This is a genomic window from Paenibacillus sp. FSL K6-2441 (assembly GCF_037964765.1).
Taxonomy (GTDB): Bacteria; Bacillota; Bacilli; order Paenibacillales; family Paenibacillaceae; genus Fontibacillus; species Fontibacillus phoenicis.
Map to the genome: position 1 here is coordinate 2,407,288 of NZ_CP150174.1, position 23,045 is coordinate 2,430,332.

The window sequence follows — 23,045 nt, forward strand, 5'->3', positions numbered from 1 at the left end:
ATTGTTCGGGAAAGGAAGAAAATCGAAATGACTGTGAACCGGGTGCTCATTTTTGCAGGCGGAGGTTTAGATCCGGGAATGCTTCGTGAGGTGCGTTCGGATGATTTTTTGATCGGCGCTGACCGCGGGGCCTTATTTCTGGTGGAGCACGGGATGAAACCGCATCTGGCAGTGGGCGATTTCGATTCCGTGAACGAGGAAGAGCTGGATCGGATTCGTAGCTGCAGCAAAGAGCTGGTCATCTGCGATCCGATTGATAAAGATCTGACGGATACGGAGCTGGCCTTTGACCTTGCCGTCCAGCGAAACCCGGCAGAAATTGTATTAACCGGCGTAATCGGAACCCGCTTGGATCATACGTTGGCCAATATACATATGTTGCTGCGTGCAGCGGAGCAAGGCATTACCTGCGCCATATGGGATGAACATAATTACATTACGTTGTGCGGATCGGTCTGCCAGGTTGAGGATCGCGGATATACGTATGTTTCTCTGCTCCCGCTGACCCCTGTCGTAACCGGAATTACGTTAGAAGGATTCATGTACCCGCTAGATAATGCAACACTCCGAATAGGTCAATCTCTAGCGGTGAGCAATCAATTGGCGGCTCCCGTCGGAACGGTGCATGTGAACGAGGGCTGGTTGCTCATTATTCATAGCCGCGATTAGCCATTTGATTCGTTTTTTAATATGTATCATTTTTGTAACCTTTAGGTGACCCTTAGAAGAAAAGATGAAAGAAAAGCAGAACCCTTGTTTTTCAAGGGTTTTTTCATTGATTTTCATATGTAAAGGTGTAAGGAAATTCTCTATATCTTAATAAAATGTAAACTTTAATGTTATTTTAATAATTGCCTCCAAACCGTTGTGGCCCAAGGTTTTTAGGACATTCTACCAAAATATAGGAGATTACAAATCTGTTATACTCCAACTAACGAACCGGTCAAATCACAAATTGGAGGTATTACAACATGATTAAACGCAAACTATTCCAAAAAGTATTGACGGTTGGACTGGTGTCCGCCATTGGTTTCGGTACGCTGCTTGCTGGTGGTGCTGAACCAGTACAAGCCCAATCGGCAACAAGCACTGCCGTATCCAAAGGCACGCAGGTTGTAAACTACGCGAAGAATTTCCTGGGCACTCCTTACAAATTCGGAGCATCGACTTCGACGACTAAGGTATTCGACTGCTCTTCCTTTACGAAATATGTATTTAAGAAATATGGCGTTGATTTGCCGCGCACTTCCGCTGCACAAGCTAAAGTGGGATACGCTGTGTCGAAGTCCAATCTGAAAGCGGGCGATTTGGTCTTCTTCTCCAGCGGCAGCCGGGCAAACGGTAAGAACGTAACCCATGTAGCGATCTATATGGGCAACGGAAAAATTATTCATACTTACGGGAAGCCAGGGGTAACGATTTCCAATTTGAACTCAGGCAACTGGAAAAGTACTTATCTGAAGGCTCGTCGCGTCCTTTAGTCGGACAAGCCCCCCTCTTGATATAAGAAGTCGTTGCATAGATCAGTTGATCGCAACGACTTTTTCCTTTGCCATGGGATAAACGGCTGGCTTACGTTTAACCAAACATATATCCGGTGCCGCGAATCGTATGGAGCAGCTTTCTCGAATGGCCTTTATCGATTTTTTTGCGTAAATGCCGAATATAGACATCCACCACGTTGGTTCCGGTTGAAAAATCATACCCCCAAACCTGCTGCAGGATCAAGTCCCGTCCGCACACCTTCCCAGCCCGCTTCATCAAAAAGAGCAGCAGATCGAATTCCTTCGGCGTCAATCGAATGGACTCCCCGTTTCTCCAAGCCTTGCGGCTGCGCAGCTCGACTCGTAAATCCTCAAAGGTCAACTCGGTTAGGGAGCCATCCCCCAGCCGTTTGAACAGTGAAATCAAATGACCAACCCGAGCATACAACTCAGCCATGGGGATCGTGATCGGAACGACATCGTTGGCTCCCCCGGCAAAGCCGGCGACAACGTCATCGGTGTTCCACTCCTTAAGCAGAAGGATCAGCGGAAACGGAGCGAACCGCCCAATTTCCTCCAGAAGGACCCGGGAAGCATCATCCGGCAAATCCATACCCAGCAGCAGCAAATCCGGAAGCTCTTCTTCTATTATACGAAGCACGCCGGAGCCGCTTTGCTTCCAATCGACCTGATAGCCGGCTTCCTCTAATCCAGCCTTGATTCGCTCCCCTTGAGCCTGATCCTCTAAAACAAGCATAATGTAACCTTTCATCGCGCGACCACCTTACCTGCATCTGCCAATCCATTAATAAGATGGTCATTCCACCGGGAAATCATTCGGTCACCCGGAAAGGATCATGTTGATCCTTAACCTATATAGCGATCATAGATGGTTTTGGCTTCTGAAGGATCTTGCGTACCGTGAATTAACGCTCTCCCGTCCGCAAACAAGACCAACCGCTTTTCATCGATTGTAAAAGAGAGCAAGAACGGATTTACCTCCACCTTCCCCTCTTGCAATCGTTCCAGCCTCATTGCCATCTCCTGCAGTTCAAGCTTCCGTTTTGTTGCCGGACGAATCTGCACCGTGTCCCTGCCACAAAGCACCTCCGTCTTTCGGTTGCCGGCCGCAGACAGATACGGGTAGGTGGCTTCGCTTCCGCAAGAAAGGCAATCGTCCCGTTTGGCTGTGCCCACTTTAATTGAGGTTTGCTCGTTTCGCCACAGGTCAAAGGTCAGCAATGTGCCCCGTAACGCCTCCGTATTTCCGGTGAGCAGCTTTAATGCTTCCGTTGCTTGATGGGCTACGACCATTTGTACGGCCGGCGGGATCACCCCTACGGTGTCGCAAGTATCTCCGCCGAGCGGTACAGTCCCTAGTAAGCAGTTCAAGCAAGGCGTTTCGCCGGGCAGAATCGTGTAAGTTATTCCGTAACTGCCTACGCATCCGCCGTAGATCCAGGGAATGCGATATTTTTGCGAGATGTCGTTAATCATCAATCTCGTATCGAAATTATCCGTAGCATCCATGATGAGGTCAACGCCATGAATGAGGTCTTCTAATTCCTCCGGATCAACATCCATCACATGGGCATCGATGCGCACCTGACTATTGATTGCATTTAACCGTTGCTTGGCCGCGATCGCTTTCGGTACTCGTCCGGCCGCATCCGCTTCAGAAAATAGCTGCTGTCGCTGCAGATTGCTCCATTCCACGTAATCCCGGTCGGCGATCACCAGATGTCCGACACCTGCGCGAACGAGCGTTTCAGCGATCCCTGTGCCAAGCGCCCCAGCTCCAACGACTAACACCTTCGCTTGTTCAAGCTGGTCTTGGCCCGCATGACCTATCGGTGCAAACAATCGCTGCCGGGAATATCGATCCGGTTGCTGGCGTTCATGCTGCAGTTGTTGCTCAGTATGCGTTCTCTCCAATTTCCGCACTCCCCTCGCCAATGCTTGTCTTCTTATCGAATCCGGTGAAACAACCGCTTCGATGGTTTGTTTCAAGCATAGTACAGATAGGGCAAGAATTCAAAGGAGTTCCCCTCACTCTTCAGGTTCGAATGCTCTACAATCCAGCGAAAAATACCCGTTTTCGGCCGCAGCACGTTCATTCGGGAAGATCTCCTCTTCGCGATAACCTAACTCCGAGGCACGAGCACAGGTCATTCGATAGTAATATTTTAACCCCGTGGTCGGATCAACTGCTCCAACGATCGCCGGTGCCAGGTCTAATCTTCCCCCGCCGAATGCATAGTTGTTATAGTAGCGATCACCTACCGGAATGCCTTGCAGAAACACCAGGATTCCGACATCATCTAACGTATTATTCCACTCCTCCTGCGGGATCACCGGCAGCGTAAACGTATAATCCACTCCCAGCTTTGCCGCAATCCGATTATGAGCGCGAATCGCCCGGGCCAGATCCTCTTCAATCCGGCGGACGATCGTTGCACGCCGAACGGCATCAAAGGTTTCCTCATTCTGCAGCAGCGGAATGGAGATCTCGGACTTAATCTCGGTTTGCAGCCCGCTGACCCAGTGGTTCGCCGCTGCATCGTAAGCCGTCACGTTCCTATCCAACGTAAACGCGATACTGTTCCCGCTTGCGTCTAAATATGTATAGGGCTTTTTGTCCTGCCACCGGTAAGTCCACGTATCACTGCTCAGATCCATGTCCGCTGCATACAGAAAATAGCCGTCATAGTCCATGACAACGATCGCCGGGATATAAGCTAGAAGCGACTGCTGTCCCGCCGGATCGTCAGCTACGCCGAAATTCAAGGACAAGCTCCGAAGCAGTGCGGCAAGGGCTTGCTCTTTATCCGCCCGCATCCATTTCGAGGATCCGTACCCGCTCTCGAATTGCTGCAGCTCGTTCCGGTTTAACGAAGCCGCTGCATCCTGAACCGCCGTGCGCAAGGCGGCCGTATATCGGGTCTCAAGCCGGTTAACCTCCCGTAAATTTTCCGCTCGCAGCCCGCCCAGCCAAACAACTGGAGCAATAATGATGACAAAGATCACGGCCCAGTCAGTAATCTTCATTGAGCACCATACCTCCGTAGGTGAGTAAAGACGGTCCCTTCTTCCCTGCACTGTTATATAGAAACTCCGATAGAATATCCAGCGGGCTCCGGGAGCGGTCGTAGGCTGTAACGGTGAAGAAGTCCCCTTCCTCTAGCTTGTACGGGACACCTTCTTGCCCTGTTCCGGATGGAAACAGGACCTTTAAAATATCTGAGGTATAGTAAGCATTGTATACGACGCTGAAATCACCTAAGAAAGTTCCCGGGTCAGCCGGATCGCCGTATTCCGGGTGATAGATCTTATGACGATGCTCCAGCTCAACCTCATACCATCCTCCGGATAACTCCAGTTCATGGACAAAATCCTCGTACATGTCCGGCGTGACGAACCCTTTGTTCCGCACGGCATCCGCAAACTGTACCAACGTATGGTACGCCGCCAAATATCGGAGATCCTCCTGGCGCTGCGCAGCCTGCAACGCTGGAAACAGAAACAGGAGCAGCACGGCAAGCAGCGCAGCCGTTATTTTCGACAAGGCGTTTACCATTCACTGCAACCTACTTTCTTTGAATAATCACCCGAACTTCTTTCCCTGATGAATCAAACCTATGTTCAATGCTGTAATTCGCCCGTAAATCCAATACTTCCAGAGCGCGTTTACGGCTTTGCTCCAACACATCCTCCAATAGACCAAATGGGACGGTATTCAAAACTTCCCCATTCACCTCGATCTCTACGCCGAGCTCAATCCAATCCGGAATCCGATGAAGGAGATCATTCCCGCTAAATCCGCCGCTTGTGTCCCCCAGAGGATCATCATCGCGGGATCTCTCCCCTGTTTCGCTTGTGAGCACACTTCCTTCAAGCGCGTAGACGCTGCGTCCAACGCCGTGTAGCTGCACCGCGAGCGCGTCATAGGATGCGTTCTGATTCGCTCCGATGTCCAGCATATAGATGGCAACGGCCAAAAAAGAGCTGACGGAGAAAAGCAGCCATACCAGACTTTTTACATGATTGATCACCTTAAATGATGCCTCCAGCCTTTCCCATTACGGAAGTAGCGTTGTCTGTGTAAATATCAATCCTCGAACCACATTCGAGCTGTCCTTGACCACCTTCGCCTTGAACTTGCCGCTCGGATTGACATATTCATTTAGCCGCTCGTCCCAGGCATTACTAATCGGCGCATTGCTATGATTGATCACCGCACCGTAATATTCCGAAGACTCAGATTCATTAACGTTCAGGATATCTCCATACCATTCCCCGCCTCTGTTCTTCCCGGTTTTCACCAAGATGCCAAATTGATCGCGATCCTTGAATTTCCGTAATGCATTGGTAACCTGCGAACCGCTGACGGTCGTATCGTCATAGACGGTAAACGAGGCTTGGGACAGCTCCGTCTGGATATCGGAGAAGCTGTTTTGCGCCGTTTTGGTCGCTTCCTGAGCAGAAACAAACAAGATAACTACAATCGTAATCAAAGCTATTGTCAAAAAGATCCCGGCTGCAACCTTTAGTGCGGATGAAGCGTTGTTCATGGATAAATGCCTCCTTAAATTTTTTTATAATTTTTGAAGCTGTTCAAAATATAAGTTCATTTGTTCAAAGCTCATCCAAATTAGAGGAATCACCAAATAAGCGAAGACCAGAGCATACATGGGAGTAAAGCCAATCATACGCCCCCAATTCGCTTTGATATCCAGCGATTTCTCGTAATCCAACCGTCTCCGCTCAAATTGATAGGACAGATCGCTGTCAAGATCGTCAAAGGCATCGGCAACCAACAGCTTCTCCGACGCCAGCAGCAGCTTGTCCGCCAGCCGTTGGAATTCCTCCAGAACGACCTCCCGCTTTAGCTCCAGCAGCGCTTCCTCAGGGCTAAAGCTGTAGTTCAAGAGGCATTTATGCAATGGCTCCCGAAAGATCAGCGCGTAAGAGGCCAGCCATTCTAGGATTTCTTCCACGGAGATCCGCTCCAGTTCCCGCAGGATCGCAATCATCGCCAAAAACTGATACACCTCATGCCGCATGTCTATCAATCGCATCCAACGCTGGAAGTAAAGCATCCATAGCGGCAGGTAGTATCCGGCCAATCCGGCTAGTAAGGCCAAACCAAACTCCCACCATTTGAGATATTCCTGATTCCAGCGCTGCAATTTGTCTAGGATTCTGTGGGTAGCTTCTGATAACTCTTCATGGGCCTTCCCCTCTTCTGCATCCTCCAGCATTTTGGAGACGGAGCGGAAGACTTCATCGTAGCTAGCCTTTGCTGACATGCCCAATTGACGCATGACCGCAGCATCTCGTGCAGCCTCCTGTCGTCCGGCATCAACGGTGTCCTTCGGCAAAGCGCCAAAAAAGGTGGATACGGCTGGAGGCTCCGTCAAAATCCGCTGCTTCGTAAGCTGATGAAGCACAAGGAATCCCCCGAGTGCAAGGACGAAGCTTAATCCCAAAATGCTGATTCGTCTGACCTGAAACGCTTCGATCCGAAGCCGATGATTCGTCTCCTTTAGCAGCTGAGAAATTCGATGATAGGCTACGGATTCGGGCGACGGAACGAACTGGCGGCAAAAACGGCCAAGGATTCGGTGCGCATAGACCCTGGCTTCCCACGATAGGTTTGTAGGCTTGGCTCGATAAGCTGTTTCTTCTTCATTCTTCAGCTTCTGCAGCAGAACATAACTGAGCAGAATGGTCAGAAATAGGACCGCTTTGATTAACATCCCTGCTTTGCTTAAATAGAACGCATCCATTAACGGGAAATGTCCCCTGGCCCACATCTCAACCGGCTTCGTAAAAAAGACCGGCACTAAAGCGATGACATGCAGTCCTTTCAGCAAATAATCCAACCGTCTTCTGCGGATGAGCTCCAATTGAACTTCTCCGGTCAGGCGGCTGATGCCGCGCAGGTACATGGAACCTTCCGAGCGATTCCGGTCGCCGTACTCCGATACCAGCCGGGAAATGCCGGCAAAGGCCTTCAAATACCGGCAGGGAGCCTTCTCATAATATTTTTCCAAAGCGATGTCCGGGTCAGCATCAACCAGCGCCTCGCTGATCCAATGGGCATGAACCCCGATTTCACGGCCCATCGCTTCGCCGGCTTCCTCAATCGCATCAGGTACCATGCCATGCCGGTGAAACGCATGCCGAACGGCAGCGAAGAAATCAAGCAGCTGCTCCAGCAGCTTGACTTCTAATCGATTGACGTAACCATCGATCAGCAGGTCTTGCAGGACGACAGCGGTGATCAGCAGCGACAGAACAAACAACACGTCGGGATGCATCGCAGTTAAGATGGCGATCGATCCAGCGAATGACCCTGTGATCCCATAAGCGAGCTTCATCGTTTGTCGCCTTAGCTTCAGCTCGTCCTGGGGATAACTAAGCGCGAGCCGCATACGGATTTTTCCCGCATAATACCTTAACGGAGGCACCTTCATCCAAGCGGCATACGACTTAAGCAGGAACGCTGTAAACCATTGCCGAATCCCGCCCAGCGTTTGCTTAGGAGAGGCACCAACCGTACTCCCAGCATCTACCCATAACGGATTTTCCTTTCTTCCGAGCCATTGACCGACAGCATACAATCCGATGCCGCCAAGGACTGATGCTCCCAACACGATCAGCAGGATCGACTTAAGCTCCAACCTTCTCCCCCCAATACGAGCCAACAAACCGTTCAAATTCCGCGGCGTCTTCCGGCAGCATCTCCCGGGCCATAGCCTCTCGGGTCTGGCGAGATATCGGTTGCACAGCAACATAACGGCCATTTCGGTATTCCATGATCACCCGTTCCTCATAATTGGCATGATGAACTGAAGTCAATTGACCTCCCGCCGCTGGTTGGAAACCCTGCCCTTCCTGCCCCGCCCTGTTCTCTGGCTCCCGGCGGCAGCATTCAGTGATCCGCTCGATATATCGCCGTCCCGTCATATCGCGGCGCAGGTGCACGTCAAAGTCAATAACGGTAGCAACCTGCAGCTCAGCGACTCGTTCGTCGCGAAACACACCGGTTTTCAGCAGCGAATTGCGCAGCGACTCGATTAGATCGCGAAACGTCTTGGCATGGTGCGTAAAAATAGTGAACAAGCTGGCTACCTGCGCCATCTGCACCATCCAGGCGGCAACCTCGTCCGTGGCGACCTCCCCTAGGATGTGGACGGTACCGTCTGTCTTTTTCTGCAGATCCAATGCTGCTTGCCCGCTCACGTAATCGGTCTCCCGAAAGCTTAAAATGTTGCGTCCGCTGTACAAGCGGCGCAAATGCAGCTCAAAGGACATTTCCTGCACACGCAACGTATATGCGGCATAGATATACTTGACCATCGCCATCAACAGCGTTGTTTTGCCTGATCCCTGCGAACCCGTAATGGAAGTAATCCGGCTGCCCTTCATGAAATATTTCAGCAGCCCGATCGGCAGCTCGGCGTTCTCCCCCTGGATCAAGTGCTCCAACGAGGTGCCAATCATATCGAATTTCCGCACGAAAAAAGCCCACGTCTCTGCAAATGGCGGCCGGACGACCACAATCCGCGAACCGTCCTGCATCTCGTTCACCTTATATCCGTTAACCTCTGATAGTTGGCCTGGCAGATTAAATTTATAGATGTTCTGACAAACGCGTTTTAACTCCGCTTCGCTGCCAAAGGAGAGAAATGACAGGCGGATACTCTTACCTCGATAGAAAATCCAGACGCTCTCCCAAGAACGGGTCAGTTGCTCCCCATCCTCATCCACAGCAAACAAAAACCTGTCGTTCCCCTCGTACCTATGGCCAATGCCAGAGGAAGGCTCAACCGCCCCATATCCGCTTGGAATCCCGCTTACACCGCCGCTCAGTCCGTCGATCCGCATCTCCCGCAGCTCGTCCACCACCGAGAAGCCCTTATACATTTGGTAAACCCGCTGGACGACGAGATCCAGCTTCTCCTGAAACGTCAGGGGGCGATACTCTAAGAAAAAGATACGGTCAATGTCCTCACCGGTAATTTCGTATACGGGGGAACCCTCAGACGTTTTTGGCGGTTTCGCTTCATCCAGCGCATAGTCTTCGATCATTTGCGCTAGACCGTCGGCACCATACTGCTGCTTGTAAAGGTACAACAAGATATCGAAGCGGTCTTGGGCTGTTAACAGCTCCTGGCGATGAAAAGGCAAGATCCGGTCGATATTGTGTTCGTTGATTCCGTAATCTCCTGCCAACATGTCGCGGATAAACGACTTAATATATTGCTTGTCCTTCGGATCCCCATACGCGCAGCCACGAAGCGCTTGACGAAGCTCCGCACGCGCTTTCGCTTTACGGTTCCATGCTTCCTCGCTTAATCCCCAATCCAATCCGCTCGTACGGCTAAGTTCATGCAACCGTTCTTTGATGTAGGTTACAATAGCTGACCATTCGAAGCGATCCTGCCCATTTGGACGCTCCACTCTCCCAGGTCCCGTCATGTTGGCCTTGCGCCACAAAAAGATCAGTACCGCCAGGACAAGAAGCGTGATGATTAACCCGTTCATCAGCCCATTCACTTTACGCCCCCCTTTCCTTCGGTGAAATGGATGCACTAGTAGTTCCTGCCGCCATTTCCATCAGCATGTCTCCGAGCTCGTAGTATCCTTTCAGTAGAAGCTCACGCTCTCCCCTCCGTTTCGACCAGATCGGAGTTTGGCGAAAATACGCTAAGATGTTCCGGGCATTCCAGGCATCCGAGAACCCGGTATGATACGGAATCCCGATCAGCCTTTGCACGCCGGAATAGCGCCGCTTCAGATTGTTTAGTCCCCAGCGGGACCGGGGATCAAAGGGCGAAATGACGAAAAGCAATTTTCTGTTCGGTTCGCCAAGATAAGAAGCAACATCCGCAAACCATTCATCCATGATTCCCAGTCGATGCGGCAACACAGCGACTAGAACATCTCCTTCGCGCTGCTCCTGCAGCACCTCGCTTAATCGCCGGTTTTGTGCCTGAAGGATCAGGCATCCGTACGATTGTTCGGCAATCGCCAATATTTCAGCGATGCCCTCGTTATCTAGTTCCTTCCTAGCCGAGTCCGCTAACCGCGTCCCGCACACTAGATCAAGGCGTCCGCGCAGCAGCGGAACGGTATAATCGCTCAAGTTGCTCGCCGTTAATCGTCCGCTTGACTGCAAACGCAGCAGCGCATCAAGACCATGCTCTGGGACAGCCCCCTCTCCGAAGGTATCGCTGTGCAAACGTACGGTTTGTCCGATCCCTTCCTCCAAGCCGCGTCCAGTTGGCCCTTCATTCAGCAGGAGCAGTCGCTGCGGAATTCGCAGCCCTAACGTAACGGCGGTAGACACAGCAGCTTCGGCGGCGCCGCCAAGACCGCCATCCCAAAACACAAAGCGGCTCATGCTTGTCTCCTTTCCGCTTGGCGCACAGCACGTTTAGCGACGGTGTGATCCCAGCCTGCCAGCTCACGAAGCAGTTGGCGAAGTGCCCTTTTGTAGGAACGGGAGAAGCTCCGGAGGCGCAACTGCTGCAAATGTTCGTTTTCCAAGTGAGCAGCCCAATTTGACTCGTCCCACGGGATACAGAGTGCTTCGGAGCGCCATTCCAGCGGGAGGTCTTCTAACAGGCCCAGAATATAATGGCTGTTCACCCCGCTGTCGACCGTGCGGATAAAGACCGGTCGAACGGTCAGCCCCCGCAGCTCCGGCCAAAGTTGAAACAAGCTGCGGAACCACTGCGCACTTACCTCGACCTCGTAACGGTCGAAAGTGGTGACCCATACAATTTCATTTGCGGACATCAACCGTTCAGGAGTGAGGCCATTTAGCGTGTCGATGTCCAGCAATTCGTAATCGTATGCTGCAGATGAGTCTTCGCTGCTCGTCTTCATGGAGATCGTGCTCATAAAGCCCGACGTTCCAGTAGCGACATCAAAGCCGTAAAACTCCGTTAACGGAAGATATGAATCTCCATCCCCGATCGAATATCGGTACTTACTGTTCTCCGTGCCGTCCGTTAGCAATACTTTAGAGCCGGACGCAGCCAAAACGCCGCTTAAATAAAGTAACAGGTCACGTTTATCGCTCTTCCCTACGAACAACCATCTTTTCATGCCAATTCATTTCCTCCTCTCATTTCGCTGGATCGAGCTCAAACCGGTCACTGTCCCCAGATGTTCCATCCGAAACGATGTTGCCAGCGGGTTGATCAGCGCCCCGAACCTCTGTTTGCGAACGCGAAACGGTTGTCTGACTATGTGCAAATTCGCTGGCACGCTGTGGTGACATGACGGATAGATCCCGTTCCAAGCCGCTTCGGGCCATATTGCTGAGATTCAGCGTCTGTTCCGCTTTCTGCACGATATTCGGATCTTTGCGAATCAGCTCCATAACGCCTTCGTTCACTGGATATGTCGGGACCGGCTTGCTCTGCAAATTTGGCTCGACATAAGCGAGTGCGTATATCGAGGCCTTATGTAAATAAGCGTCTACAATCGCGCTGGATAACGAGAGAATTTCCGCTTCATCCAGCGTCACCGTGATCGTATCGGAACTGAGGTTCGCTACTCTCTTCTTGGACAGCAAAATATAATCGTGGCCCGTCGGGAATTGAATGCGAATATCAATGACATCGTTCACCTTCAAAACTTGCGGAAGCTGAACAAACGCCATTTCCCGCCAGCGTAAATCGTCCGGGACCGGGGCCTCTTCATAGACGAGTGCCTCCGTCAGTGGTGTCATCGAACGCAACGCTATCTTGGCGTACTTCCCTGCAATGGCTTCCTGCGATTTAAAGAGGTCCGCTGGCACGCTATTTGCAGGAAGCTCCACCCGTTTTAAGTCGCTTGCCGCAATGCGGTTGCCGGCAGGAATATCCCGTGCAGGTACCCATCCCTGAACTGTCCGCTGCTGTGCCTGATCACGTAAGCTGGCCAACTGGGCTTCATAATCCTGAATAAGGGCTTTCCTCTCAGCATGAACATGTCTTTCCCGCACGAAGGTATACCCCGTAAACAGCGCGCCTGCCGTAACAACACCAACCAATCCGGATAACAGCATTTGCTTCGTTTTTTGCCTTAATCTGGGCATTAGTCTAAAGCACTCCCTTTCTATGGTTTAGCTTTCATTCGCAGTCTGAGTCCTGGCCGTTTGCTCTTCATGAGCAGATGCTCGCAAACCTCCTGCAGAGCAGCCGAAATCGACGGCCCGGGATCAAACGGATTAGGATCCGCAGGAAGGGCATACACGCTCTTAAAGTGAAGTTCCCTGCGAATCCGCCGCAAGCTGGCGGCCGAAGCAAACGGCACACAGATCCTCCAAGATACAGGGATCTGACCTTTGACGTTGAAGGCTTCGACCAAGCGTTCGAGCTCCCCGTACCTCCATTCCGCGCCAGCACCAACGACGATGGACAAGTCTGCGCGGCGGAATTCCTCCAGTAGCTCCTTGCTGCGGGCCGTCCCCAGGTCACAGATGATGCATCCGAAACCTTCCGACAGCATGGAGAGATAGTCGGCACGGGAGGTCAGCTTGGCATAAACCACTTGACCAATGTGAAACCGCCCTCGCTTGTTCAGATCAACTGCGTATTCATCCCCTTCCAGAAGTTGAGCTAACCGAACAAAGGCTGATGATTTAGGATCCATCTCCACAACCGCAACCCTCTTCATGCTGCGCGCCAGCGTGTGGGCGAGTGCAATGGCGGTATGGGTTGCACCGGCCCCGGCTGAGGCAGCGATGACACTGACCAATGCCGGGCGACCGTTGTACGCTACGACTTCAGCCATTCGGGCATTCGAACCTGAATTCGCCGAAGTCGCATCTGATAACCCCCGCAACAATAAGGCCAAGGCCTCACTTACCGCCTCAGCCGAGGCAAACCGGTCCTCCGGGCGAACCTGCAACAGTTTGGACACGATAGGACGCAGCCGTTCGCAGCCATGTTCCCGTAATGCCGCCGCCGCATCGGATGTCCACACCGTATGTCTGCCCCCCGTTCCCATATAAAGTAGAACTGCCCCCAAAGAATACAGATCGGTACGCGCGTCGCTTTGGCGATCACCATATTGCTCCGGCGCCGCGAAGCCAACCGTTCCAAGCTGCACCGTATCTTCCGTTTTCCCAGCCGAATAGGTTCTAGCGATGCCAAAATCTACAAACCGCAGCTCGCCTTTGTCGTCAACCAGCAGATTGGCCGGCTTGACGTCGCGGTGGATCACTGGAGGCTCATGCCGATGTAGATAACGCAGCCCTTCCGCGATCTGCAGACCAAATCGGATAATCAACTCCAGCGGCAGCCGCCCTTCTCTTGCGCGAATAAATTGATCTAAAGGTACGCCCTGGATATAGTCCATCACGATATAGGAATGTCCGTCCCGGTCGGGGTCGATAAAGTCAACAATGCGCGGCAGCCGATGATGATTTAGCGTTATCAGCAGCTTGACCTCCTTAGCGACGGACACCGATGCTCCTGGTACGTTCAAGCATTCTTTGACCGCCCAAGTCTTTCCCGGTAGCTTGATGTCCTCTGCGAGATACACCCGGCTCATGCCCCCCTGACCAATCAGTTGTTCGATCCGGTAACGTCCGGCCAGTAAGTCGCCAGGAACGAGTTTGGAAACGAACCTCGCCATAACTCCTCCTTTCCTGAACGCAAAAAAAGGAAAGCCTCCTCTCCATCATTTCCCGGCCATGCGGCCGATAAAAAATGACTGGGGATGCTTTCCCTAATCGCGTTCAATGTATAATTTTGGAATTAGTATAGAACGGCTGGCGACAAATGTAAAGCTTTTTTTAAAACCATTAATTTATTCCATTAATATTTAATCATATACAGCGTGATTTCATCCCGGTTATGAAACAACTGCTTTGCTCTTTGCACTTGCAGCCGGGCCTCCTCAAACTGAGTGATAACCTCCTGAATCAATGCCATCGGTTTCTTCGTCAGCAGCTTCACCGTCACGATGGCAGTTCCCCCCGGAACTAACGCGTATAGCAGCTCGGTCACGAGCTTGGCCGTCAATTTCGGACTCCAGCTCATGTCGCAAACCAACAGATCAAATTGATTTTCCTTAAATTTCACCCGGTTCGCATTGCGCTGCAAAAATGTCAGCTTAGGCGAAGATAACAATGACGGATGCAGCTTCGCCGTATCCACCGCCGTGACGTTCAAACCGCGTTCCAGCAGGAACGAAGTCCAGCCCCCGGGTGCCGCGCCGATATCCAGCGCTTCGTGGAACGATTCAAACGGGATTCCAAACGTAGCTTCAGCTTCCAGCAACTTGAACTTCGCCCGCGAGATCTGTCCCTCCTCCTTCCGGAAGCGGATCGCACCGCCGTTCCAGTCGGAGAGGTTATCCTGCGGATGCGCGACACCGGCAAAAATCCGATCCTGCCCCGCAAACACCGAGATGATCCAATCGGCATCCCGCACCACGAATTCCCCAACAGACACGTCTTGCAGTAATTCCTGCAGACGGTCCTTCAGCTCCGGCGCGGTTCCCGGCCATAGCCCGCCGTCCGATTTGCGTGCTTGCACGGCAATTTTCGCACCCGGAAGCCGGAAATCCGCCATCAAATACTTGCGCAGCGGTTCCAGCCATTGCTCTGGATTCACCTCTTCCGATTCCCCCGGACACCATTCCCAATCAACTAGAAATACATGCCGCAAAAAAATCGGCGGATCCTGACGTAGCCTCTGCTGCACGTCCTCCGGCATCGACTGCAGCGAAGCGGCAAAAACTTCGCCGGGAACCAGCATCGTGCTCTTTACGCTGCCAAATATGCGGCGCAGCTCCTCCTGGGCATACGGAGCAAAGCCGTGATTCGCCGTGCATATCCATTTCGATTGCGGCGGCACCTTGCAATTTCGGGCGATTTCCTCCAACCGTTCGAACGGAATTGGCCCATTATGCAGCTTCACATGCTCCGGCAAGCCTTGATAGAGGATTTCGTACATGCTCTTTTTTCCGGACATGCTGGAGGTATGAAGATAAATTTCACGGGGAAAAAGCCCTTCCCGCACCATAGCAGCCGCTAATTCCGTACCGTTAGGTTCATCCGGCCCCATATCGTAATCCAGCGATAAGATGTCTACCTCCGTCAAGCGAAGCAGCTCCAGACACTCCTCGACGGTGCGCGCTAATGTAAATCCCTGCGGACATCGGCGAAAATCGTCCATATATACATGAATCAATAGTGTTCTTCCTTTCCCGCGGTATTTCACTCCAAGCGGAGTCCGGTTATCTCTAGGCCTCCGCCCACCGTCTCACTCGCTCCATATCCTCTCTGTAGGTCCCGTCTTCCCCGGTTTCGCTCTCAAAGATAAGCGGGGTTCTCCGAATCGCGTCGATCTGCAGCAGCCAGCGAAAGCCGGCTTCGCCGATATGGCCCTGGCCCACACGGGCGTGACGGTCCTTTCGCGATAATACCGGGTATTTTGAATCGTTGAGGTGAACGGCGCAGAGACCGTCCCAGAACTTTAGCTCCTTGGCTTTGGCCGCAAAGCTCTCATCCCCTTCACCCCGCCACATCCCCGCCCCAAAAGCGTGGCAGGTGTCGAGGCAAAAGCCGATGCGCTCCGAATCCCGGCACAATTTGCGGATTTGGACCAATTCCTCGATCGTCATCCCCATGTCGCCGTGATCACCGGCCTGGTTCTCAATTAACAGCTTCGCCGAACCCTGCCAGCCGGATAGCACATCATTAATACATTGTATAATATTTTGGTATCCTTGTAAGGGGTTTCCTGCCTTAAATGTGCCAAAATGTACCACAATCCCAATCGACCCGCACGCTTCAGCGATTTCCAGATCATTTCGCAACGACTGTACGACTCGACTGTACGCCTCGCCGTCGGCGTCCTTGCTGATCGCGAGATTGCTGGGATAAGGGGTATGCGCGATGGACACCAGGCCGTGTTTTTGGCATAGTGTTCGGCATTGTTCCGCGTCCCGCGGATCAAAGCTTTTGACCGCAAGGCTCCGCGGATTTTTGGGAAAATACTGAAAAACGCCGGCCCCCATCTGCAGCGCGGCTTTGGCAGCCCCAAGGTAACCGCTTCGTATGCTAATGTGTCCCCCAACCTTCACCTTATCGGTCATGCTGACAGCCCGGGCTGTAAAACACTTTGCGCCCGTTCATTTCCGCTTTGACGATGGTATCTCCGCAGCGTGGACAGGTCTCTCCCTCCCGGTCGTACACCCTGCAGATTTCGTTCGCCCCCCCGGTCAGCTGATCGTCCCGGGTTAACGGCATCTCCATATAACCGCCAGCCTCCGTTGCCTCGATAAGCACATCCCGAACCGCTTGATACAATCGTGAAAAATCTTCATCGCTGAAATTTTGCAGCTTGGCCATCGGCAACAGCTCGGCTGCGAACGCAATTTCATCCGCGTAACAGTTGCCAATGCCGGCAATGACGTCCTGATTGACAAGGGTCGTCTTAAGACTCCCCCGCCGCTTGCGCAGCAGGGCGGTAAACCGTTCTTCGTTCATCCGCCGGTCCAGCAGCTCCGGCCCCAGGTGCGAAAGCAGCTCCTCTGCCTCCTTGGCGCTGTGCAAGTGTAAATGACCAAGACGCAGCCCGATGAAGTACAGGACAAGCTTCTCACCAAAGGTGATTTCCACCTGAGTGCTCCGCTCCGGACGGTCCTCCTTGGAGCCAAGGTACAGCAATCCGCCAAGCATTAAGTGGAGCAACAATCTTCGTCCATTATCCAGATGGAACAACAGGTTCTTGCCTCGACGCTCAATGAAGATGACCTGTCTTCCCATCAGTTCTCGTGCAAAGTCTGCAGCCGGCAAATTCACGGATTTCTCCCGGCCGACGTTCACTCCCGTAATTGGGAGGTCCAAAATATGCTGAGACAGCTGTATTCGATAATTTTCCATCTCCGGCAATTCCGGCATGGTACATCTTTCCCTTCATCCGTATAAGTTCGTTCATTAGTTCATCTCATAAAATAAAACTTGGTCATCCGCTATTTCCGCAAATTCGTTCACGGACTTCCGCAAGATCGCGGCACACCACATCCGCCTCTACACCGGAGGACTTCATGTAATCTGGCAGGTTATCAGCCGTGGTGACGCCGGTTAAGGTCAGAATGGTACCGCAGCCGGCATGCTTCCCTGCAGCGATGTCGGTATTGAGGTTGTCCCCGATCACCGCTACTTCCGAAGCCTCCAAGCCTAGCCGCGCGATGGCAAAATCCATGAGCGGTGCAGCCGGTTTGCCAATCACCGTCGGCTTTACGCCCGATGCAGCTTGAATCGCTGCAGAAATCGTTCCCGCTCCGGGCATTAAGCCCTCTTGAGAGGGCAGCAGCAAGTCCGGATTGGTTAGGATATAACGTGCCCCGCCCCGAATCCAGCGGGCAGCCCGGGTTAACGTTTCGTATGTAAATTGGCGGTCGATGCCTTGCACCACCACGTCCGGATGTTCCAGAACTAACTGCAATCCGGCTTCCTCCAACGCCTTTGTAAGACCCGCCTCACCGATGGCTGCGACTTTACAGCCAGGCTGTTCTTCGGCAATATACTTGGCTGCAGCCACGGCCGATGTACAGACCTCTTCCGCCTGGGCCGATATGCCCATCGCTTCCAAATGCGCGGCGACCTCCTCCGGTGTCCGCGAAGAATTGTTCGTCACGAACAGAAAAGGGATTCGCTGCGCGCGTAAGGCGGAGATCAGCTCGTCCGCACCGGGAATCATTTGGGGCCCATGAAATAACGTGCCGTCTAAATCAATGAGATAGGCCTTCCAACCCTTTGGCAAAATCCTCATCCTTTCGATACGACCGTGTCTCTATTTATTGTACCTAGGAACCCCGGGGCAGGCAAATTTTCCCGTTCTAGAACTGGGGGAAATGTCAATTCAGAGTTTGACTCCGCCGTTTGGCGTCGAACGATCGAGAACAGTGACAAAAACCGGACTTGTTCCCCTTGACAAACTTTGAAATGCCCTGTCAGTTCCTGCGCTTTCCCGGAAAATAATTATTTCCGCCCGCAGCGCCGTGCCACCGGATATAGGACATGCTCCCGGGCTAGGTGCGAGTCAGGGAAGACGAAACGTGCCTCTTCTTCTAATCGCTGCAGCTGATCGTCTGATTTATAACGCGAGCTAAAATGGGTCAGCAGAAGCTGCTGCACACCGGCTTCCTTGGCGGCTGCTGCCGCTTGCTTTGCCGTGCTGTGGTGATAGTCATGAGCCGTCTTCGCCAGTTCATGCAAAAAAGTCGCCTCATGCACCAGCATATCGGCGTTTTGAGCCAAGGTTAACACGGACTCACACGGACGCGTATCGCCGAGTATGGTGACAATCCGGCCGGCTTTGGGCATTCCCAGCACATCCTTCGCATGAACCGTCTCGCCATTTGGTGCAACCACGCTTTCACCGCGTTTGAGCTTGCCGTACAGCGGGCCTGGACGAATGCCGCAGCGCTCCAGCACAGCGGAGTCTAGCTTCCCCGGCAGATCTTTTTCGATCACCCGATACCCGTAACTGTCAATCCGGTGCTCCAGCAGCGCCGCTTCAACCCGAAACGAATCGTCCTCGAAGAGGACTCCGCCCTGGTGCTCCACAAGCTCGAGCTTATAGTTAATCCGCGATTCGCTGAGCGACAGCGCCGTTTCTACGAATTTTTTCAGTCCTTTGGGACCGTAAATGACCAAGGGGGTATCCCCGCCCTGATAAGCACGGCTCGAAATGAGCCCGGGCAGGCCAAACAAATGATCACCATGTAGATGGGTGATAAAAATATATTCCAACTTGCTTAATTTCAGCGGCGAACGCAGGATCTGATGCTGGGTGCCTTCACCGCAATCGAACAGCCAGAGCGAACGGCGCTCCTCCAGCAGACGCAACGCCACTGAAGTCACGTTCCGCTCCAAGGACGGTACCCCTGCATTTGTCCCTAAAAAGTAAAGTTCCATGCCATTTCGTCCTTTACGCTAGAATGGTTCATCGATTCATATACAGATTGCCAAAACCCTCCGAAGTTCGGAGGGTTTTGCAAAGGGTTGTTTACGGGCTTAAATCCCGGCTTTGTCCACATTGAAATATTGCGCTTCAGGGTGTGCAAAGACCATCGCCGAGACGGATGCCTCCGGTTCCATCATGAAGCCCTCCGTCAACGTGACGCCAATGTCTTCCGGATGCATTAAGTCAAACAGCAGCTGCTGGTCTTCGAGGTCCGGGCAGGCCGGATAACCAAACGAGACGCGAATCCCTTGATAACGCGCTCCATGCCGCTGTTTCATCGTCATATTCGCCGGATCTGGGAAGCCCCACGTATCCCGCATAATATGGTGAACCCGCTCCGCCAGCGCTTCAGCCAGCTCCAACGCTACCGCCTGCAGCACGTGGGAGCGCAGATACTCGCCTTCATTCTTCCACTTCTCAGACAATTCACGAACGCCTTGTCCCGCCGTTACAACCAGGAAACCAACGTAATCCATTTGCCCGCTGTCCACGGACTTCAGGAAATCCGCCAAGCACAGGTAAGGCTCGACCTTCTGTCGAGGGAAGCTAAACCGCTTGATCACCTTGCCAGGTTCAGCCGGATCGTAGATCAGAATATCGTTACCGGACGATTGCGCCGGGAAGAAGCGATACATCGCCTGCGTGCGAATGATGCCGTCCGTGACCGCTTCGAGCAGGATTTGATCCACCGTCTCCTTCAGTTGAACTGCCTTTGCCTCACCTGCCGCCAGCTGCTGCTCCACCGAACCGCGGAGTCCAAGGTGATGACCTAACAGCATCTGCATGTTGATATAAGGCGTAATGTGACCAATCGGATAATCGCGCAGTACGTGACGTTCCAGATCTGGCGGAATAAATACCGGCGCATCGGTAGAAATCTTGGAACGCTCCACGCGCGTAAGCTCCGGCAGCGGCTCTGCAACGGCTACAACGCGATCCGCTTCTTTCTCCGCATCCACTTCAAGGCGCATCTGCTCCCGTGCGACCGGATCCATCAGCTTATTGGCCAAATCGAGGCCGTCCATCGCATCTTTGGCGTACAGGACCAAGCCGTCGTACTCCGGCCGGATCCGCGTCTTGGTAAACTTGCGGGTGAGTGCCGCGCCGCCCACAAGGATCGGGACGTCGATGCCTGCATTCCGCAAATCCTGCGCCGTCGTGACCATTTGCTGAGCCGATTTCACCAGCAGGCCGGAGAGTCCAATCGCATCTGCTTTCTCTTCCCGATACGCCTCGATAATGCGTTCCGGTGGTACTTTTATACCCAAATTCACAATTTGGTAACCGTTATTAGACAGAATGATCTCAACTAGGTTTTTGCCGATATCATGGACGTCGCCCTTTACCGTCGCCAGCAAAATTTTACCCTTCACGCTGGTTTCGTTCTTCTCCATAAACGGTTCCAGGTACGCAACCGATGCCTTCATCACTTCGGCACTTTGCAACACCTCGGCAACGATCAGCTCATTGTTATTAAATAACCGGCCTACTTCTTCCATTCCTGCCATTAGCGGACCATTAATAATTTCGAGCGCAGTATATTTTTTGAGCGCCTCGTCAAGGTCAGGAATTAATCCTTCCTTGGTACCTTCCACAACATAGGAAGCCAAACGTTCCTCCAACGTGAGCTGAGTGGTTGTCTCGGCCTTCTCCACCTTCTTGTTCCGGAAAGCAGCTACAAAGGCAGCCAGCGTTTCATCATTAGTATTATAGATCAATTCTTCCGCCAGACGGCGCTCCTCTTCCGGAATTTTGGCGTAGCGCTCCAGCTTCTCCGTATTGACGATCGCGTAATCCAGTCCTGCTTTGGTGCATTCATACAGGAAAACGGAGTTCAAAACTTCGCGGCCGGCTTCCGGCAAACCAAACGATACGTTACTGATGCCCAGCACGGTATGAACCTTCGGCAACGCTTCTTTGATCAGGCGGATCCCTTCGATCGTTTCCTTGGCCGATCCAATGTACTGCTCATCCCCTGTACCCACGGGGAACACGAGCGGATCGAAGATGATATCTTCCGGTTGAAGACCATATTTGTGCACGAGCAGATCATAGGAGCGTTTGGCAACCTCAAGCTTATCCTCCCGTGTGATCGCTTGCCCGCGTTCATCAATCGTACCAACGACCACCGCCGCCCCGTATTTATGAATTAACGGCGTGACGCGCTCGAACTTCTCTTCGCCATCCTCTAAGTTAATCGAGTTAATAATTGATTTGCCCTGGCAGTATTGGAGAGCAATATCCAGCACCTTCGGATCAGTGGTGTCGATCATGAGCGGGACTTTCACTTTTTTGACGACCAATTCCAGGAACTTCTTGATATCCTCCGCTTCATCCCGATCCGGGTCCTGTACGCACACATCAACTACCTGTGCCCCGTTCTTCACTTGCGCCCGGGCGATTTCCGAAGCTTCTTCGTATTTGCCCTCCACGATCAGCCGTTTAAATTTGCGCGAACCCAGAACGTTTGTTCGTTCTCCAACCAGATAAGGCCGATTGGCCGATTCGATATAGACCGGCTCAATGCCGGAAAGTGCCGGCAAATGGCTGCCTGTCAGCTCGCGTGGTCGGTAATCCTTCAGCGTGTTCGCTAACGCTGCGATATGGGCAGGCGTCGTTCCACAGCAACCTCCGGCAATATTCAACCAGCCCTGCTCGGCAAAAGCGGACATCTTCTGCGCGAGCGAATCCGGGGACTCATGGTAGATGCCATTTTCGTCTGGCAAACCGGCATTAGGGTGACAGCTGACCGCCGCTTTGGCTAGTCCGGATAAAGTGCGGATATGGTCGCGCATGAACTCCGGCCCCGTTGCGCAGTTGAGTCCAATGGAGATGGGATTCAAATGCTCCAACGAAATGTAGAAGGCTTCGATATTTTGCCCCGCCAGCGTCGTCCCCATCGGCTCAATGGTGCCGGAGATCATCAGCGGCAACGTTATTCCGGTTTCAGCAAAAGCCTGTTTGATTCCGATACTCCCTGCTTTCACGTTCAGCGTATCCTGTGAAGTTTCCAGCATCAGCGCATCAACGCCGGCTTCGATTAATGCCGCTGCTTGCTCTGCATAGCTGGCCGTCAACTCGTCGAACGTCACGCCGCCGGTAACGGACAATGTCTTGGTCGTTGGTCCCAAGATGCCCACCACGTAGCGCGGATGATCCGGGGTACTGTATTTTTCCGCGGCTTCAATCGCCAGCTTGGCCGCAGCCATATTGATTTCACGTGCCTTATGCGGAATATCGTATTCAGCCAGCACGACGGATGTCGCGCCGAACGTATTCGTTTCGATCAAATCAGCACCTGCTGCGAGATACTTCTCGTGGATGCCACGGATCACATCCGGACGGGTGAGCACGAGCATTTCGTTACAGCCGTCCAGCTCTTCACCGCCGAAGTCGGCTGGAGTCAGGTTCTCCTGCTGAATCATGGTGCCCATGGCGCCATCGAGGATCAATATTCGTTCTTTCATTCTTTCGAGCAGGCTTGGTTTACTCATGTTCATGTCCCTCCCGTAAAACGTTAGAATATAGTTTAACAGAATAAAGCGTTGAAGAAAAGAGAGTTCCGCGAAAA

The 23,045-nt window shown here is 52.6% G+C and carries 20 protein-coding genes; 2 read left to right on the forward strand and 18 right to left on the reverse strand.

Annotation, left to right across the window (positions count from 1 at the left end; all coding sequences use genetic code 11):
* Positions 1-27: 27 nt before the first annotated feature.
* Together NSQ80_RS10905 and NSQ80_RS10910 are read left to right on the forward strand one after the other, a co-directional pair.
* A complete protein-coding gene (locus NSQ80_RS10905; protein WP_260070314.1) occupies positions 28-669 on the forward strand; it encodes a thiamine diphosphokinase in 642 nt (213 codons plus the stop codon).
* Positions 670-971: 302 nt separating this feature from the next.
* Positions 972-1,481: a C40 family peptidase gene (locus tag NSQ80_RS10910; protein WP_260070315.1), complete on the forward strand. Its 510-nt coding sequence runs from the start codon at positions 972-974 to the stop codon at positions 1,479-1,481.
* Positions 1,482-1,578: 97 nt separating this feature from the next.
* On the opposite strand, the gene NSQ80_RS10915 is transcribed toward NSQ80_RS10910, so the two are convergent.
* From NSQ80_RS10915 to metH, 18 genes are all read right to left on the reverse strand, one after another.
* Positions 1,579-2,256: a response regulator transcription factor gene (locus NSQ80_RS10915; protein WP_339298968.1), complete on the reverse strand. Its 678-nt coding sequence runs from the start codon at positions 2,254-2,256 to the stop codon at positions 1,579-1,581.
* Between the two features lie 95 nt (positions 2,257-2,351).
* On the reverse strand, positions 2,352-3,419 hold the full coding sequence (locus NSQ80_RS10920; protein ID WP_009226192.1) for a thiazole biosynthesis adenylyltransferase ThiF: 1,068 nt from the start codon (positions 3,417-3,419) through the stop codon (positions 2,352-2,354).
* 114 nt (positions 3,420-3,533) lie between these two features.
* Entirely contained in the window at positions 3,534-4,532 is a 999-nt protein-coding gene (locus tag NSQ80_RS10925) for a hypothetical protein (protein ID WP_339298970.1), read from the reverse strand.
* Positions 4,519-5,061, reverse strand: a complete 543-nt coding sequence (locus NSQ80_RS10930) for a hypothetical protein (RefSeq protein WP_009226194.1) — start codon at positions 5,059-5,061, stop codon at positions 4,519-4,521. The genes NSQ80_RS10925 and NSQ80_RS10930 overlap by 14 nt, the downstream gene beginning before the upstream one ends.
* Before the next feature lie 10 nt (positions 5,062-5,071).
* Entirely contained in the window at positions 5,072-5,536 is a 465-nt protein-coding gene (locus NSQ80_RS10935) for a hypothetical protein (RefSeq protein ID WP_260070319.1), read from the reverse strand.
* A 27-nt stretch (positions 5,537-5,563) separates the two neighbouring features.
* Positions 5,564-6,055: a hypothetical protein gene (locus NSQ80_RS10940; protein WP_009226196.1), complete on the reverse strand. Its 492-nt coding sequence runs from the start codon at positions 6,053-6,055 to the stop codon at positions 5,564-5,566.
* Between the two features lie 24 nt (positions 6,056-6,079).
* A complete protein-coding gene (locus tag NSQ80_RS10945; RefSeq protein ID WP_339298973.1) occupies positions 6,080-8,170 on the reverse strand; it encodes a hypothetical protein in 2,091 nt (696 codons plus the stop codon).
* The gene (locus NSQ80_RS10950) at positions 8,160-10,037 is read right to left on the reverse strand and encodes an ATPase, T2SS/T4P/T4SS family (protein WP_339302169.1); all 1,878 of its coding nucleotides are present in this window, start codon (positions 10,035-10,037) and stop codon (positions 8,160-8,162) included. The genes NSQ80_RS10945 and NSQ80_RS10950 overlap by 11 nt, the downstream gene beginning before the upstream one ends.
* Before the next feature lie 13 nt (positions 10,038-10,050).
* Positions 10,051-10,896, reverse strand: a complete 846-nt coding sequence (locus NSQ80_RS10955) for a hypothetical protein (protein WP_009226199.1) — start codon at positions 10,894-10,896, stop codon at positions 10,051-10,053.
* Entirely contained in the window at positions 10,893-11,606 is a 714-nt protein-coding gene (locus NSQ80_RS10960) for a hypothetical protein (protein WP_339298975.1), read from the reverse strand. The genes NSQ80_RS10955 and NSQ80_RS10960 overlap by 4 nt, the downstream gene beginning before the upstream one ends.
* Positions 11,607-11,625: 19 nt before the next feature.
* Positions 11,626-12,582, reverse strand: coding sequence for an SAF domain-containing protein (locus NSQ80_RS10965; RefSeq protein WP_339298977.1), 957 nt, complete (start codon positions 12,580-12,582; stop codon positions 11,626-11,628).
* 20 nt (positions 12,583-12,602) lie between these two features.
* A complete protein-coding gene (locus NSQ80_RS10970; RefSeq protein WP_339298979.1) occupies positions 12,603-14,126 on the reverse strand; it encodes a protein kinase in 1,524 nt (507 codons plus the stop codon).
* A gap of 182 nt (positions 14,127-14,308) precedes the next feature.
* Complete coding sequence (locus NSQ80_RS10975; protein WP_323076592.1) at positions 14,309-15,688, reverse strand: cyclic-phosphate processing receiver domain-containing protein; 1,380 nt, start codon at positions 15,686-15,688, stop codon at positions 14,309-14,311.
* A gap of 52 nt (positions 15,689-15,740) precedes the next feature.
* A complete protein-coding gene (locus tag NSQ80_RS10980) occupies positions 15,741-16,595 on the reverse strand; it encodes a deoxyribonuclease IV (protein ID WP_339298982.1) in 855 nt (284 codons plus the stop codon).
* Positions 16,585-17,403: a DNA-formamidopyrimidine glycosylase family protein gene (locus NSQ80_RS10985; protein WP_260070322.1), complete on the reverse strand. Its 819-nt coding sequence runs from the start codon at positions 17,401-17,403 to the stop codon at positions 16,585-16,587. The genes NSQ80_RS10980 and NSQ80_RS10985 overlap by 11 nt, the downstream gene beginning before the upstream one ends.
* Before the next feature lie 64 nt (positions 17,404-17,467).
* On the reverse strand, positions 17,468-18,268 hold the full coding sequence (locus NSQ80_RS10990; RefSeq protein WP_339298983.1) for a TIGR01457 family HAD-type hydrolase: 801 nt from the start codon (positions 18,266-18,268) through the stop codon (positions 17,468-17,470).
* 218 nt (positions 18,269-18,486) lie between these two features.
* Entirely contained in the window at positions 18,487-19,425 is a 939-nt protein-coding gene (gene rnz, locus NSQ80_RS10995; protein ID WP_339298985.1) for a ribonuclease Z, read from the reverse strand.
* A gap of 99 nt (positions 19,426-19,524) precedes the next feature.
* A complete protein-coding gene (gene metH / locus NSQ80_RS11000; protein WP_036646043.1) occupies positions 19,525-22,968 on the reverse strand; it encodes a methionine synthase in 3,444 nt (1,147 codons plus the stop codon).
* Positions 22,969-23,045 lie beyond the last annotated feature (77 nt).